The 16,170-nt window shown below is 64.1% G+C and carries 9 protein-coding genes and 1 pseudogene; 4 read left to right on the top strand and 6 right to left on the bottom strand.

Translation table 11 applies throughout. The annotated features are described in order from the left end of the window. Positions 1-45 precede the first annotated feature (45 nt). Complete coding sequence (locus tag DU502_RS04330; protein WP_121919609.1) at positions 46-1,017, top strand: glutathione S-transferase family protein; 972 nt, start codon at positions 46-48, stop codon at positions 1,015-1,017. 35 nt (positions 1,018-1,052) lie between these two features. Here the strand turns inward: DU502_RS04330 and DU502_RS04325 are convergent, their stop codons facing one another. From DU502_RS04325 to DU502_RS04315, 3 genes are all read right to left on the bottom strand, one after another. Then, a complete protein-coding gene (locus DU502_RS04325) occupies positions 1,053-3,365 on the bottom strand; it encodes a tubulin-like doman-containing protein (RefSeq protein ID WP_121919610.1) in 2,313 nt (770 codons plus the stop codon). 71 nt (positions 3,366-3,436) lie between these two features. Beyond that, positions 3,437-6,214 (bottom strand): tubulin-like doman-containing protein, encoded by a 2,778-nt coding sequence (locus DU502_RS04320; RefSeq protein ID WP_121919611.1) that lies wholly within the window; start codon positions 6,212-6,214, stop codon positions 3,437-3,439. A 250-nt stretch (positions 6,215-6,464) separates the two neighbouring features. Next, on the bottom strand, positions 6,465-7,133 hold the full coding sequence (locus tag DU502_RS04315; protein ID WP_121919612.1) for a hypothetical protein: 669 nt from the start codon (positions 7,131-7,133) through the stop codon (positions 6,465-6,467). A 241-nt stretch (positions 7,134-7,374) separates the two neighbouring features. On the opposite strand from DU502_RS04315, the gene DU502_RS04310 reads away from it, so the two are divergent. Then, a complete protein-coding gene (locus DU502_RS04310) occupies positions 7,375-8,814 on the top strand; it encodes a zinc ribbon domain-containing protein (protein ID WP_158601140.1) in 1,440 nt (479 codons plus the stop codon). Positions 8,815-8,841: 27 nt separating this feature from the next. On the opposite strand, the gene DU502_RS04305 is transcribed toward DU502_RS04310, so the two are convergent. Genes DU502_RS04305 through ppsA form a run of 3 tightly spaced genes read right to left on the bottom strand, consistent with a single transcriptional unit; the run spans position 8,842 to position 12,827 of the window. Further along, on the bottom strand, positions 8,842-9,393 hold the full coding sequence (locus DU502_RS04305; RefSeq protein ID WP_121919614.1) for a YqaA family protein: 552 nt from the start codon (positions 9,391-9,393) through the stop codon (positions 8,842-8,844). Positions 9,394-9,427: 34 nt separating this feature from the next. After that, complete coding sequence (gene mfnA, locus DU502_RS04300; protein ID WP_121919615.1) at positions 9,428-10,507, bottom strand: tyrosine decarboxylase MfnA; 1,080 nt, start codon at positions 10,505-10,507, stop codon at positions 9,428-9,430. Between the two features lie 43 nt (positions 10,508-10,550). Continuing rightward, positions 10,551-12,827: a phosphoenolpyruvate synthase gene (ppsA, locus tag DU502_RS04295; RefSeq protein WP_121919616.1), complete on the bottom strand. Its 2,277-nt coding sequence runs from the start codon at positions 12,825-12,827 to the stop codon at positions 10,551-10,553. 220 nt (positions 12,828-13,047) lie between these two features. On the opposite strand from ppsA, the pseudogene DU502_RS04290 reads away from it, so the two are divergent. Next, positions 13,048-14,459, top strand: a pseudogene (locus tag DU502_RS04290) (FAD-binding oxidoreductase). A 119-nt stretch (positions 14,460-14,578) separates the two neighbouring features. After that, the gene (locus DU502_RS04285) at positions 14,579-16,144 is read left to right on the top strand and encodes a hypothetical protein (protein WP_121919617.1); all 1,566 of its coding nucleotides are present in this window, start codon (positions 14,579-14,581) and stop codon (positions 16,142-16,144) included. Positions 16,145-16,170: the final 26 nt, after the last annotated feature.

Genomic DNA, 16,170 nt, shown 5'->3' with positions numbered 1-16,170 from the left:
TCGCCGTCGGTGCCCACCGAACGGTATGCACGAGGTGAGCGGGCAGTGAGTCGACTCGTCGAGGGCGAGTGGGTCGCAGATGCCGATCTGGAGACGGACGACGAGGGCGAGTTCCAGCGGCAGGAGCAAGCGTTCCGCGACCGGATCGGCCCGGACGGTGACTTCCCCGTCGAGGCCGGCCGCTACCACATCTACATCTCGCGGGCGTGTCCGTGGGCCCACCGCGTCGCCATGACGCGCGCGCTCAAAGGGCTGGACGACGCTATCTCGCTCTCGATCGTCCAACCCGAGCGCTACGGCGAGGGCTGGGAGTTCTCGGACGCGCATCCCGACCCCCTGTACGGTGCCGACTACCTGCGCGAACTCTACGTCCGCGCCGACCCCGACGTGACCGGGCGGCCGACCGTGCCCGTCCTCTGGGACCGCGAGACGGAGCGTATCGTCAACAACGAATCCGAGGAGATCATGCGAATGCTGGACGTGGCAGGCCACGAACTCGCCACCCGCGACGTGGACCTCTACCCGGAGGGCTATCGCGACGAGGTTGATCGGCTGATCGACGACATCTACGAGCCAATCAACAACGGCGTCTATCGCGCCGGCTTCGCGGAGTCACAGGGGGCCTACGACCGTGCCGTCGACGACCTCTTCGACGCGCTGGATCACTACGACGACCTGCTCGCGGACCAGCGCTACCTCGCGGGCGACCGACTCACCGAGGCCGACCTCGCTATGTTCGCGACGTTGGTGCGGTTCGATCACGTCTACCACACCCATTTCAAATGTAACCGCCGGGCCATCCACGAGTACGACAACCTCTGGGAGTACACGAAGGACCTCTACACCACGCCCGGAATCGAGCGCACCGTGAATATGGACCACATCGTCCGCCACTACTACGTGAGCCACGCCGACCTGAACCCCAAACGACTGGTGCCGACCGGCCCCGACATCGACTTCACGGAGGGCCACGACCGGGACCGGTTACCGGGCGGGCCGCCCGAGGCGCTACAGTAGGGCGACGACTCCGACGAGACACGGCATCCGACGCACTAGAACGACTCGCGAACGGACTCGTCGTACCACTCGGGATAGGCGAGCGCTCGCCGGAAATCCCGATACGGCCCCGCCATCGCGTCGAGCGTTCCGTCTTGGGCCATCTCGGCTAACCGCTGGAAACCAGCGAGGGAGTCGGACGTTCCGCCGTGAGACCGCGACACGAATTCGATCCGATAGGGGTCGTCAGTGTGCGTGTACGAGCCGTCGCCGGCAGTGTAGAGCGTGTCCGGTCCCGTCAGCGATTCGACGAACGCCGCCGTCCGAGCGGTGTTGGCACGGTGGGAGAGAACCACCACGTCGTCGTGGGACGCCGCGGACGACACCGACACGTCGTGTCGCGCGATGCCGTCGGGCCACGCCCGACTGTAGTCGTAGCCACGCTGGAGGATTCGCTCGATGCCCCGATCGTCGACGGCGAGGAGATCACGGTCCGCGTAGTCGTCGAGGCTCGTCAGGTGCCGATCCACGTCGTCGAGCGTCAGACCGTCGAGCGCCTCCCAGTCGAGCGGGAGCCAAAAGACCGGGCCGTCGTCCGACGGCTGAGTGAGCGAGTCACGCAGATCGGCCACCTCGCGGTCGAGTTCCCGAATCCGGTCCGTGAGATCGTCACGCTCGCGCCGGAAGAGCGCGAGCTCCGCTTTCACGTCGTCGAGACGAGAGTGAATCTCTTCGCGGGCGGCCTGTACGTACTCGTCCACGAGCGACTCGGCGGCGCGAAGGGTGTCGAGGCGGTCGATAGCCGTCGAAACCCGATCCACGTCCGCGTCGAGACGGTCGATCAACTGCGCGAGCCGTTCACGCTCGCTGGTGAAGAGGTCGTGGGTGGGTGGGAAGATGTCACGAACGCTCGGATCGGTCTCCGTGTAGTCCCCCTGGAAGTAGTCGAGACGGTCGGTCAGCCCTCGATGGAGAGCGTCGAGTCGGCGAGCGAGCGGTGCCGCATCGCCGACACCGTCGGCGACGACCGGAAATTCGTAGCTGTCGTGAATCTCCGTCCACGTCCGTTCGAGGTCCTGCCGGAGGTCGGTTCCAACGGGACCGTCCGCGAGGGCCCACTCGACGGCTCTTGCGGCGGCCAGACACGACTCCAGATCCTCGTCGGTCGCGATGGTTTCGAGTACCTCACCGATCTCCCGCGGCTCGTTTTCGGTCACGAATCCCGCATCGAGATCGGTCCGTCCGTCGAGGCGGTCGCGAACCCGTTCGAGCCGCTCGATACGTGCCGACGCCGACTCGTCGGCCACATCGTTCAGTATCGACGACAGATCGTCACGCGTGTTTCGTCGCTCCTCGATTTTCGGGGCGACCATCTCCTCGAGGCGCGATTTCGCACGAGCGCGGTCGCGTTTTCGCTCGCAAAACCGGCGTAGCGACCGATGGGGGACCGCGACGGCGGCGTAGCCGATCGTGCCAAGCGGCGAGATCGGTGCCGGACGCGAGGCGCGGTGTGTCGGGGAGACGTACGCGGTCGTCGCGTACAGCGCGTCCGCGACCATCTCGGCGACCGTCTCGGGGGAGTGGCTGTCGTCCGCGTGGTCCGTGCCCACGAGCCAGTAGCTATCGAACGGGGCGTCGTCCAGTTCGAAGGAAATCGGCCGTTCGCTGTCGTCGTCGGTCGTCTCCACCAGCGAGTCCGACATGGCGTACGTGGGGATGCGAACCGACCCGTCGAGAAGCGTCGCGAGGTTCCGGAGCGCGCCGTACGTGTTCGGATACGCGACCGGTTCGACGGGGGGGGCGCTGTACGTGGGATCGATGTGTAACGGCGGGACGATACCGACACCGAGCAGACGCACGTCGGCGTCTGCCAGCGAGTGGGTCGCCACGTGGGTCAACAGCGCCGTGAGGAGCGGGAAGACACCGCTTCCAGTACCCCCTGCGAGGGAGCTGACGACGACGAGGTTGTATCGGCCGAGCCGGGCGTCCAGACTCGCCTGTCGATCGTCGTAGAACGCCGTCACCCGGTCCCGGATGTCGTTGTAGTGGGTCAGGAAATCTGGCGAGACGGCGTTGTCCAGTTTGTATCGGCCGACGTGTCGCAGCCGGTTCGCGCCCGCGTCGGGGATCGTCACGTCGGTCGCGAGATACGGATAGGCGTCGCGCCCGTCGCCGACGACGCCCGAATCGCTCGCGAGGTGGAGCGTCGGCACCGCGTCCGCGGCCCGATCGAGCGTCTCGGGATCGGAATCGACGGCGAGATAGCCGAGATGGGTGGCGCCACGTCGCTCGCCGCGGGCGGCCAGCCGACACACGACGTCGACCCCCGCCGCACCGGCGCCGACGACGAAGGTCGGAACCCCGGGCATACGAACACTGTTTCGGAGGCGACATTTAGCGTTTCCGCCGGACGACGGGGGGTCGACACACCCCCGACGGCTCAGTCGTCCTCGAACTGGACCTTGATGCCCGTCTTCTCGATCAGGTTCTGCTGGTAGGCGTCGACGATATCCTCCCAGTCGGCCTGTCCGGCGAGCCACTGCGCCTTCAGATCCGAATCTGGCGTCGACGTCTGGAGCTGGTTCCAGCCGATCCCCTCACGGCGCAGTTTCTTCTCCCACCCCGTGAATCGCTGGTCCGTCGGCTCGTAGGCGTCCCACATCATTCCCTGCCAGATGTAGCTGTCCAGACCGCTGACCTTGACGAAGTTCTTCAGTTCGCCTTCCGAGAGCTCCGGCTTGTCGACCCGGGTGTGGTCCATCTCCGGTGGACGGGAAACGGTGACGCGCAGGTCGGCGTCGAAGGCGTTTTTCACCTCTCGGCCGTACCACTCGACGTACGCGAAGGCCTGCAGGTAGTTCTCGTACTGGGCCCCCAGCCGTTCGAGCCGACCGTTGTCGGCGAGGTTGTTGAGCATCTGGTAGAGTTTGAGCCGCGACACCGGCCCCCGACGGGTGAAGGTGACGTACTCGATGCGGTACGGATCGTCCAGATATTCGAGTTCGCCGCCCGGTTCCTTCTGCTCGTCTGCGTCCGTCGCTTTGTCGATCAGATCGAGCAATTCGCGGTTGTCCGGGTGGTAGAGATACCAGAACTCGTCCGTGTCGTCGGCGTACACCGGAATTTCGGTTTTGTTGGTGTCGCCGTCGATGACGTTGTTCTTCCACGAAGCGGCGAAGTCGATGCGCTGAGAGAGCGCGCGGCGGACCTTCGTCTCGTCGATCAGTCCTTCGTCGACGTAGTCTGCGAGGCTGTTGAGGTGGTTCTGCACCAGGTCGAGGTCGATGTCCCGCAGTTCCGACTGAACGAGCGGAAGATCGACCTGCCGCATGGACGTCTGAGCGGTCGTGAGCGTCTCGATTTTCGACGACATCTCCCGCTCTTTCGATCGAATCTGGTCGGCCAATTCGTCCTGCTCGTCGCGCAGGGAGTCGATCTCCTGCTCTAGCTCGTTCATCTTGGCCGTGATCTGACTGCGGATGTCGCTCCGCCGGTCGGAGATGGCCTGCTGCATCGACGTCACCCGACCCCACGTTCCCATGATGCGTTCGAGGTCGTCGTAGTCGGACTGGAGGGCAGCGAGCCACGCCTCCGCGTTCTCCCGCTCGCTCTCGAAGATGCCGATAAGCGGGGGGAGCGTATCTTGAATCTGGCCGAGCAGGTCCGGGTCCCACTCCTCTTTGATCTCCTTGTACTCGCTGATCTCGTCGTCCAGATACGCTCGCGCTTCCTGTGCCTTCCCGGTGGTCGTCTTGATCCCGCTGTTACCCGGAAGCGTCTGCAGGTTGTACGTCGACCAGATGTCCTGAACGATGTCCTTGTGTTCTTCCTCGACTTCGGGTGCGCCCCCTTCCTGCTGACTCAGTTTCTCGTCGAGGACGTCGACCGCGATGATCTGTCCCTCGATGTCGTAATCGTCCGCGACCTCGTCCAGAATCGCCTCGATGTCGGACTGTGACTTGCTCTCGACGATGGCCGATCCTTTCCGGAAGCCCTCCTTGCCGAGGTAGTTCCGAATCTCCCGAATCAGCTCCTCGTCGTCGATGTCGTCGAGGTTGAGGTTCGACTTCCGCGTTTTCAGCGACTCGATCTGCGCCTCCAACTCCTCGATCTCTTCGGGGATCTCCTCGTTCTTGCGCCGTTCTTTCGCCTCTTTCTCCGCTTTCAGCTCCGCGTACGCCTCCACCTCGTCGTTCGCGACGTACACTTCGGCCTGATCGGGGGTCCCCAGCACCGACTTCCCCTGCGTCCAGTTTTCCGCGCCACTGCTGAACTGCGTGATGGCGTACAGGGACCGAGCCATGATCTGATTGACTTCCTGCCGATACGTCTCCGGTCCGGTCTGGCCGGCGATCCGACCGTCGATGTCCCCCTCGTCGACGCCCATCAGCCAGTAGTCGTCGAACGGCGGTCCACCGTCCAGCGAGAACTGGGTGACGTGCGACCGTGGCCCTGCTCCCTGCAGCCGCGAGGAATGCACCGGGAGTTCGAGGGTGCGGTTCTCCTCGACCACGTCGCTCGGCATGTGCCGGTCGTAGCTCGTGTTGTTGATGATTTCGAGCAGTTCGAACTTCTCGAGGTCGTGGAGCGCGGCGTGCGCGTTCGGGTAGTAGATCGGCGAGCCGGGAAGCGGAATCGGCCCCTGCCCGTCCTCGTTCATCGGGATTTCGGGGACGACGCCCATCCCGGCCGTGTACACGTAGTCACTGTCGAGATCCTCGGCGATCATGTCCAACATCATCAACAGGAGGGGGAACGTCCCGCTCCCCGTCCCGCCGCCGAGCGAGTGGATCAGAAAGATGTCGAACGACGCCTGTTGCGGCCCCAGATCGGCCGAGTGGTCCTCGTAGTGTGACTCGATTTCGGACCAGATCTGCTCGAACGTGCTCTCGAACTCGTTCTTGTTGTCGAGTTTGTACCGGCCGACCGGCCGTTGCCGCCGTGCCCCCTTGTCTTCGAGGTTCATCCGGCCCGTGAGATACGGGTAGTTCGCCCGATCCTCGTCGATGAAGTCGTCCTCGATTTCGAGCTGGAAGTTGAGCGCTTCCCGCGGCGTCGAACTGAGCGCGTCGACGTCGGTGTCTATCGCCGCGAACTGGAACTTGTGCCCGTCGTCGTTCTCCTGGGCCACTTCGTGAAGCGTGTTCATCACGTTGATCCCCGCTTGTCCCACCCCGATGATGTACGTCGGATGTGTCAGGCTGTCTTCGGCACCCATAATTTCTACTTGCCAGAGATACACTTATTTGTACGGGATGGTTCAGCGGTGTGAGAGAACCAGAGAGTCAACCAGCTAATACGTCTTTTTTCGAGACCGGCCGACGACTCGTCGGGGACTCGCTCCGAATGAATTGGTTCCGATGGCCCGACACATCGACATGGCGACAGTTACGGTTCGGCGACGGTTGGCTCGTCCGAGCGGGAAGAAGAACACAATTCTGACAGATCGAGCGAGGGCCGTCGGCGCCTCAGCTTTTCGGGGGACCGCCGCCGCCACCACCGATCACCGAGTAAAGCGCCATGAGAACGACGAGCGCCACGGCGAGCGCCCCGATACCGGCGAAGACCCAGACGGCGATGTGGACTTGCTGATCGTTCCCTTGGCTATTGATCACCTGTGCCGGCGTGTTGCTCATCGCCGTGGTAACTTCCATCCGCGACTCTTCTTGGTCCCCGGCCGGCGTGTCGTATCGAACCACCACTTCGGCGCTCGTGAGCTCCGACTGCGTCAATCCCGAGACGGGGTAGACGACGAATTCGAGTTCGAGACGCGTACCGGACGGCACCTCGTCCGCGGAGTACCGAACGCCTCGGTTCACGTAATCCCGGGTGAAGTCGACCGACGATGCTCCGGGCTGGAGCAGTTCTACGGACGAGTCCTCGAGGACGGTGTGTTGTGACGAGTAGACGACGATCCGTGCGTCGACTGCGTTCTCGCCACTGAATTCGAGTGAGCCCGATACCTGGATTTCGTGCCCGGGGACGCTCGTATCGCTGTCGTCGTTGTAGCCATCGTAACTGCTGGTGAAGTCACCGGCAACCGCTGCCGAGGCGACGCCGGCACTTGCGGTCAAGAGCACGACGAGCAGCAGTGCGAGCTGACTCGTCCGACTGAGTGAGTTCGGTAATCGGGCCATCGTGGTTGAAACGCTCACACGTTTCACACTTATAATCTACGTTAGGGTATGAAGATTATTTGATGTGTTTTTCCGCAGACGAGGCTGCCGAGAAACACGCGCAGTTCGCAAGACGTGACCGCTCCAATCTCGATACGTCTGTAGGAGAACCATCGCATCGGCAACCACGATGACGGGTCGACGCCGAGACAAGTATGTCCGATCGCATGACATAAATACATCCCGCCGTGATAGGATACCGATGGCGCGTACGTTCACGCAGAAACTCTCTGCGGAACTCGATCCTACAGCCGAAGGCCTCGTCCACCTCTACGCCGAATTCTCTCTGCACTCGAATCTGCGGTCGATCACACTCTCGTTTCCCGACTACCTCGGTGCGGAGGAGTTACGGGGGTTCTCGCAGTCACAGCGACACCAGTGCGAATGGGACGGAGCGACACAGAACCCGTGGATTCGGTTTCGGTACGACGTGAACCGGACGAACGCCGGCGGATACGAGTTCGTCGACACGGGAAGCTGGGCGCTACTCAAATACCCCCCGATCAACACCTCGTGGAAGTACACCGGCGGACGTGTCGAACTCGACCGACAGTACGATATCAGACAGGACGGCATCGTGAGTTCCGACGGGAGTATCGTCTATCTCGGGCCGCACCGGGAGGAATCGTTTCGGGCGGGCGGCCAGCGATTTCGGATAGCGATCCCGACGAACGCGTCACTTCGAGCTTCGCTCGCCGACGTCTGCGCGTCGTTGAGTTTCGCCGCCGAGAATCTCGACGTGGGCGGCAAGAACGACGAGGTGATCGTCGTCGTCGCGCCGTCGAACATCAACTGGGGCTGGGGTGGCTTACAGAGCGGCGTCAACGGTTTCTGGGCGGTCGATTCGAGTTACGTCGACCACGCCAACAACACGTGGATACACGAGTACGTCCACACGCGTCAAGAGTGGGACCGGGACCAGTCGACGCGGTGGCTCATCGAGGGAACGACGAACTACTACGCCGCGTTACTGACGTTTCTCGACGGACGAGTCTCGTTTTCGGCGTTTCACAGGTATCTCGAAACCGACCGGCACGCCAACTCGGTACTCGTCGATCCGGGTCGGTGGACCTCACCGAACGCGTACTACACCAAAGGCCGTCGGGTCACGGCCGCACTCGACGCCAAAATCCGTCGTGAGACGGGTGGATCGAAGACGTTCGAGGACGTGTTCCGACGGATCAACCGCGTCGACGGGTCGCTGACTCACGGCAAGCTCAAAACAGCGATCCGAAACGTCGTCGGTCACGGGCTCGAGGACTGGCTCGCGACGTACGTCGAGCAGTCACGCGTGCCCGACGTGCCCACGGAGGAAGCGCTGTTCACCGGAGACACCGTGTCGGTCCCCGAACCGGAGCCCGAAGTGGAGGAGACCGAACCCGAAGAGGAAGACGAAGTCGAAATCGAAATCGAAGTCGACGACTGCCCCGTCTGCGGCGCGGCCGTCGAGAGCGACCAGCAGTTCTGTGCGGCGTGCGGGACCGCCCTGTTCAGACAGTGTCCAGTCTGTGGGCGCGGCGTGACCGACGAGCCGTACTGTCCGGAGTGCGGCACCGCGATCCAAGAGGAGTGTGACGTCTGTGGTCACCGACAGCATTCGTCGGAAGAGTACTGTCCGAAGTGTGGCACCAAATTCGGATGAGCGCGAGATGGCCGGTACCGAGGCAGGCTACAGCACCGCCAGCACGCCCGCACTCAGCCCCAACGTGACCAGCAACCGCCCGACGCTCCCGGCGAACGTCGCAGCGGCGAATCGATAGTAATCCTCCTCCAGCACGGCAAAGGCGTAGATGGAGAGCGTGTCGGGGAAAAAGGGAACCGAGAGCGCGAGCGCGAGCCCCGCGTACCCCCACCGACGCGCGATTTCGACGGTGCGGCGCTCCGACCAGCCGATCACGTCGAACCGGGAGCGCCGGAGCGCCTTGATGATCGGTCCCGCCTCCTTGGCCTCCTGCCCGATGTGGAACGCGAAGACGCTCCCGGCGGCCTTGCCGGCCGCGGAGGTGAGGATGATCACCGCCAGTCGCAACTCGGTCGAGAGGCCGAGATCCAGTGGTGCGAGGAGAACCACCTCGCTGACACCGGGGAGGGCGAACGCGATGAGGAAGGAGTAGACGAAGATGATGACCAGTCCCCACCATCCCGTCGCCGTCTCGACGAGGCGCGTCAGCCACTCGAGTCCGGGAAGGTCGAGCACGAGGAGGGGGACCAGTGTCTCCACACCACCTCCCTCTGACGGGGGCGACGTAAGTCTTTCAGGTTCCGTCGACCGCCGATCGGCAGTCGTCGAGGTCACGGACGAAGGCAGTCAGCATCTCGCGGGTGACGTGGGGCATACAGACGATCCGGAGTTCGCCCCGTGCGGTCCGAGCGAGTCGCCACCCGCGTTCGGTCAGCGCGTCGAACAGGGGTTCGGGGAGGTCGACCGCCACGAGGGGCAGGACGGGGTCGATCACGTCGAAGCCGCGATCAGTGAGTGCGGCCGCGACCCACTCGGCGTTCGCCTGCGCGCGCTCGTACGCCTGCCGGTATCCCGCCGGCCAGAGTTCGTCCAGTGCCGCCGCGGCGCTCGCCACCCCGGCGCCGCTCCGGGTGCCCGTGAGCGTCGCCTGCGACGTGGATTCCAGATACGGTGTCTCCACCGCCAGCGCGTCCATCGTCGCCCCCTCGCGGGCGAGGAAGCCGCCAGCTGGCACGGCCGCCTGCCCGAGTTTGTGCGGGTCGATGGTCATCGTGTCGACGGCGGCGTGCGAAAAGTTCCACTCGTGATCGGTGAACGGAAGCGCGAACCCACCCCACGCGGCGTCGACGTGGAGGAGGGCGTCGGCGTCCGCGGCGAGATCCGCGAGCGCCGGAATCGGGTCGACCCGGCCGTACTCCGTCGTCCCCGCGATACCGACGATCAGCGCGGTGTCCGCGTCGACAACGTCGGCCATCGCGTCCGGGTCGGCCCGGCGGTCGGTGTCGACCGGCGTGATCCGGAGGTCGACGCCCAAGACTTCCGCGGCCTTCTGAAAACTGAAGTGGACGCTCTCGGGGGCGACGACGTTCGGATCGGCGGCTTCGGTGCGGTTGCGCGCCGCCCGCATCGCCTGAATGTTGGCCTCGGTCCCTCCGCTGGCGACGTACCCGTGGGGCGAATCGAGCCCCGTCACCTCGCCCAGCCGGTCGACCACGTCCTGCTCCAGTCCGGCGACCGAGCGATACGTCTCCGGGTCGCCGGGATTCGTCGCGAGAAACCGCTCGGCCGCCGCCCGCGCAGCGGGGTGGGGCCGGGTACACATGCTGGAGAGCACGCGGTCGAACGTCTGCGGCTGGGGGACCGCCGGCTCCATGTCCCCACAGAACCGACGGGTCGGTTTAGCCGTTGCGTTCCGACTAGCGCACCGAATCGAGGATCAGTCGTTCCTCGATGCGGTCGACCTCTTCGAACACGTCCGCCACGGCGTCGATGTTGGCGCTGATCGAGGTGATTCCCTTGCGAACGAGGAAATCGACCATCTTGGGGTGCGAGCCGGCCTGCCCGCAGATACTCGTGTCGACGCCAGCCTCGCGGCACGCGTCGATGGTGTCGCCCATGATGTCGAGGACGGCGGGGTGAAGTTCGTCGAACCGGTCCGAGACGTGCTCGTTGTTGCGGTCGACAGCGAGGACGTACTGCGTGAGGTCGTTCGTCCCGAAGGAGACGAAGTCGACGTCCTCGTCGATGATGTCCTCGACGCCGAACGCGCTGGCCGGCGTCTCGATCATGACACCCCACTCGCGCTTCTCGGGGTCGATACCGACCGATTCCATGTGATCACGCGCCGCGGCCACGTCGTCGCCGTCGGTCACGAGCGGGAACATGATCTCGAGGTTCTCGTACCCCTGCTCGTAGAGGCGCTTGAACGCCTCGAGTTCGTGTTTGAACACCTCCGGCCGGTCGAGACTGCGGCGGATGCCGCGATACCCGAGCATCGGGTTGTGTTCGTTGGGTTCCTCGTCGCCGCCCTCCAGTTGTCGGAACTCGTCGGTGGGGGCGTCGAGCGTGCGCACGCGAACCGGCCGGGGGTAGAACTCCTCGGCCACCTTGCGGACGCCGCTCATGATCTCCTTGATGTAGGCCTCGGCGCCTTCGTCCTTGATGTACCGTTCGGGCGTCTTGTTCAGCGAGAGGACGAGGTGTTCGATCCGCAGGAGGCCGACGCCGTCGGCGCCGGTGTTGGCGGCGCGCTCGGCCGCGTCCGGGATGGAGACGTTCACCTTCACCTCGGTCGCAGTGACCGGCTTGGGCCGCGAGCCGACCGGCGCGCTGTCGTCTGCGCTGGGGTTGGCGGCGGGTTCGTCGACCGCGACCCGTCCCTCGCGGACCGTCCCCATCTCGCCGTCGACGGTGACGATCTGTCCGTTCTCCAGCGTGTGGGTCGCGCCGCCACAGCCGACGACGGCGGGCACGCCGAGTTCGCGCGAGACGATAGCCGCGTGGGAGGTCATCCCCCCCTCGTCGGTGACGATGGCAGCCGCGCGCTTCATCGCGGGCACCATGTCGGGCATCGTCATCTCGGTGACGATCACGTCGCCCTCGCTCACCTGGTCGAGGTGGTCGAGTTTGGTGACGATGCGGACCTCGCCGGAGGCGATTCCCGGACTCGCACCGAGACCGGAGAGGAGGTGTTCGTTGTCGCCGTCGTCTTCCTCGCTCTCGCTGTCACTCTCGCTCCCGCTCGCCCCGTCGTCGATGGTCGTGATCGGCCGGGACTGGAGCATGTACACCTCGCCGCCCGCGACGGCCCACTCCACGTCCTGCGGTTCGCCGTAGTGATCCTCGACCTTCCGCCCGAGTTCGATCAGGCGGTCGATCTCTTCCTGCGTGAGCACGCGCTGGTCCCGCTTGTCCTCGGGCACCTCGCGCTCGACGGTTTCGCCCGTCTCGTCGTCCTTGACGTGCATCACTTTCTTCGTCGCGACGGTGGCCTGTTCGACCTCGCCCGTCGTGCGGTCGACGACGTAGTTGTCGGGGGAGACGGCGCCGGAGACGACCGCCTCGCCGAGGCCCCACGCCGCCTCGATGATGATGCGCGGGTCGCCCGTCGACGGGTGGCTCGTGAACATCACGCCACTTTTCTCGGCGTCGACCATCGTCTGGACGACGACCGCGATGTCGACCTCGTCGTGCGGGAAGCCCTTCTGATTGCGGTAGTAGATGGCTCGCTGAGAGAACAGGGACGCCCAGCACTCCTGCACGCGGTCCACGAGGTCGTCCTCGGTGACGTTGAGGAACGTTTCCTGCTGGCCGGCGAAGGACGCGTCCGGCAGGTCCTCCGCCGTCGCGGAGGAGCGGACGGCGACGAACGTCTTGCCGTCGCCCATCGACCGGTACGCCTCGAGGATTTCCTCACGTACGTTCTCGGGGACCTCCGTCTCGACGATGAGTTCGTGCGCGCGCTCGTGGGCCGCTTCGAGCGCCTCGGAGTCCTCGGAGTCGACGTCGACAGCCGAGAACAGTTCCTCGTCGATACCCGCCTCCTCGATGAACGTCCGGTAGGTGCCGGCCGTCACGACGAATCCCGGAGGGACGGGGAGTCCCGCCCCCGTGAGTTCGCCGAGCGAAGCCGCCTTACCACCGACCGTCCCCAGATCGGCAGAACGTACGTCCTCCAGCCAAGCTACAGCCATTTCGTACGCACGAATCCCACCAGTACGATAAAGAAGGTTTCGAAGCGCGCAACTACGGCCATCCGCGTGTGGGGTCGGATCATCCATCAGATCGGGGGACTGCGTACGCCTGGTGGTAGAATCATCGACGCCAGTCACTCGGATACTCAACACATATGCGCCCCGTGAAAATGTCAATAATATAAGTGTATTCGCAGGGTTAGGGAATCATACTAACGAAATGTCATCTGGAATAATATCGACGGACGACGAAGCGATCGCAGACTTCGCAGGAACACTTCGTGGCACCCTCCTTCGGCCGGACGACGAGGGGTACGACGAGGCACGGACGGTCTGGAACGCGACGATAGACAAACGTCCCGCGCTCGTCGTCCGATGCGCGGGCGTCGCGGACGTCATCGACGCAGTCGCGTTCGCGAAGAACAGGACGTGCCCATCTCGGTGAAAGACGGCGGCCACAACATCGCAGGCAGGGCCGTCGAAGACGACGCTCTCATGATCGATCTGTCGCCGATGAACTCGATTCGGGTCGATCCCGACGCGAAGACGGCCCGCGTCGAACCGGGCGTCGTCCTCAGCGAACTGGACCACGAGACGCAGGCGTTCGGCCTCGCGACGCCCGTGGGGTACAACTCGACGACCGGCATCGCCGGACTGACGCTCGGCGGTGGCTGGGGATGGCTCTCGCGAAAGTTCGGATTGACCGTCGACAACCTCGTCTCGGCCGACGTCGTCACCGCCGAGGGCGAACTCGTCCACGCGAGCGAGACGGAAAACGAGGACCTCTTCTGGGGGCTCAGAGGCGGCGGCGGCAACTTCGGGATCGTCACGTCCTTCGAGTTCGAACTGCACGAGGTCGGCCCGACGGTACTGTCCGGACCGATCGTCCATCCGTTCGAGGACGCCGCGGCGGTCCTTTCGGCGTACCGGGAGTTCACCGCGGAGGCACCGAACGACGCAACGGTGTGGTTCGTCATCCGGCACGCACCCCCGCTCCCGTTCATTCCCGAGGAGTGGCACGGTCGGAAGGTCCTCATCCTCGCGGCGTTCTACGTCGGCGAGATGAGCGAGGGCGAGCAAGTGCTCCAGCCGTTACGCGACATCGGAGAACCAATCGCCGACGCGGTTGGACCACATCCGTACGCCGGCTGGCAAGGCGCGTTCGACGGGCTAGCCCCGGCCGGAAACCGGAACTACTGGAAGTCCCACAACTTCGTCGAGATGACCGACGGCATGATCGACACCTTCGTCGAGTACGGCGAGACGATCCCCACCGAACACACGGAGATCGCCTGCGCCCAACTCGGCGGAGCGATAAACGACCGGCCGGTCGACGCGACGGCCTATCCCCACCGCGACGCCGAGTTCACGATGGTCCTTCACACCCAGTGGGAAGACGCCGAACGGGACGAGGAGTGCATCGCGTGGGCCCGCGAGGTGCACGAAGCGATGACACCCCATGCGACCGGCGGCGTCTACGCCAACTTCGTCCCGGAGGAAGTCGGCGATCAGCAGGCGGCCTACCGCGAGAACTACGACCGGTTGGTCGAAATCAAAGACACCTGGGACCCGGAGAATCTGTTCCGGCTGAATCACAACGTGGAGCCGACGTCACCGACGGACACCACCTGAGCGCCGTGGACTGGCGTCCCACCGGCTTTCGCTCGACGGACCATCCCGAGAAAACCCGCGATTGACCCGCTATTGAATGAACATGATTATTTATTCACATGTGCGTCATTGGGTAGCCTATGGGATGGCTCAGCGACATCGGTGACGCCGTCTCCTCGGCAGCGAGTGCCGTGGGGGACGCCGTGGAAGGGGCGGCGAACACCGTCATTGACGGGGTCGAGGACGTCGTCGACGGCGTCGTCGATACGGTACAGGACGGTATCGGGTCCGCGACCGATTGGTTGTGCAAACACGGCGGGGTAGTCGGCTGCGCGGTCGGGAACTTCTTCGGCGGCGTGTTGGACGGGGTTCTACAGGGATTTCAGGACCTCCTGAACGATTACTTCAACATCCTCAGGGACGTGTTCGGCATCGTCGGATCGCTCCTGCGGCTCGATTTCCCGGGCGTACTGAAGGGATTGGGAGACCTATTCATCAGTATCTTCGATTTCGGCATCGATTTCGTCCGCATGGCCACCGGTGGGTACATCGTCGGTGGCATCGTCAAAAAGTTCAAACGCTCCGCCCTCATCCGGTTCGTCGACCGGCTCGTCACCGAGCGCTTCGGCGACGATCCGGACCGTCTCGCCGAGGTCCGCAGTAAAATCGGTCTGGACGGCGGGCGCTTCGGGTTTCAGTTGCCGGCCGAACACCGCGTGTGCGTGATGGACTCCGAGGACGTCGACCTGTGGCGCATGCACGAGGACGAGGAACTCGACCTCTACGCGATGGCGGGACTGTTGAGCTTCGATTCGTTCGCGCTCGGGAGCGACCATCCGAACACCGTCGTCAAATCCGTCGGCGACGACGGGACGGATAACTGGTGGCCGGTCACCCGCTGGACGATATCCAAATATCTCGAAAGCAACGGCGAGGCAAAGCGGTTGCGCGTCTACGCCATGTCCCACCGCGTCGCCGTCGAACGACAGGCGCTTACGTCCCGGAAACTCGACGAAATCGGTGTCATCCTCGACTGGAACGACGGCGACGAATTCGACGGGTTTCGGGCGGAGACGACCCAAGAAATCGCCGGAATCGAGTACGACTTCCCCTCGGGACAACTCGAGACGCTCCTCGGTCAGCCCGAGTACGACCGTCCGCCGGGGGTGAACTGCACGCTGGTCGCGCTCGCCGGCTTCAAACTCGACAACTTCGGGCGCGTGGCGGGGCGTGACATTCGAGAGTGCGAGGATTTCCCGGACGACTGTTCGACCCCGAACAGAACGGACCGATGTTGCAACACCATCGACTGGCGACGGAGTTCGGGCGTCATCTACCGTGACGTCTACCCCGAGTATATCTTCAAGTACGTGTTGGCTCACGAGATTGGCCACTATCTGGGCCTGTGTCACTGCGAGCACGACGGCTTCCAGAACGTGATGTTCCGCCCCGACATCCTCGATTTCTTCGACGTCGGCCTGCTGAGCTTCTACTGGGACAGTGAGCCCCACTTCTCGCTGAAGGACGGGAAAAACGCGTGGCGGTTCATCGTCGATCAGCTACTCCCCTGTCTGATCGACGAGGAGGAGGTATCGATCCCGGCGGACGTCGAATCGCGGGTCGTCTCGTCCAGAAACAGCTGCGCGGTCGTGAGAGAGCCGGCGGAACGAACGAACGAACGCCGCAAACTCCCTCGCGTGAGCTAAGTGGGTTGGATCGGGTGGAACGTACG

The organism is Haloplanus aerogenes (assembly GCF_003856835.1).
Taxonomy (GTDB): domain Archaea; phylum Halobacteriota; class Halobacteria; order Halobacteriales; family Haloferacaceae; genus Haloplanus; species Haloplanus aerogenes.
This window is presented reverse-complemented; position numbering and strand designations above follow the sequence as displayed.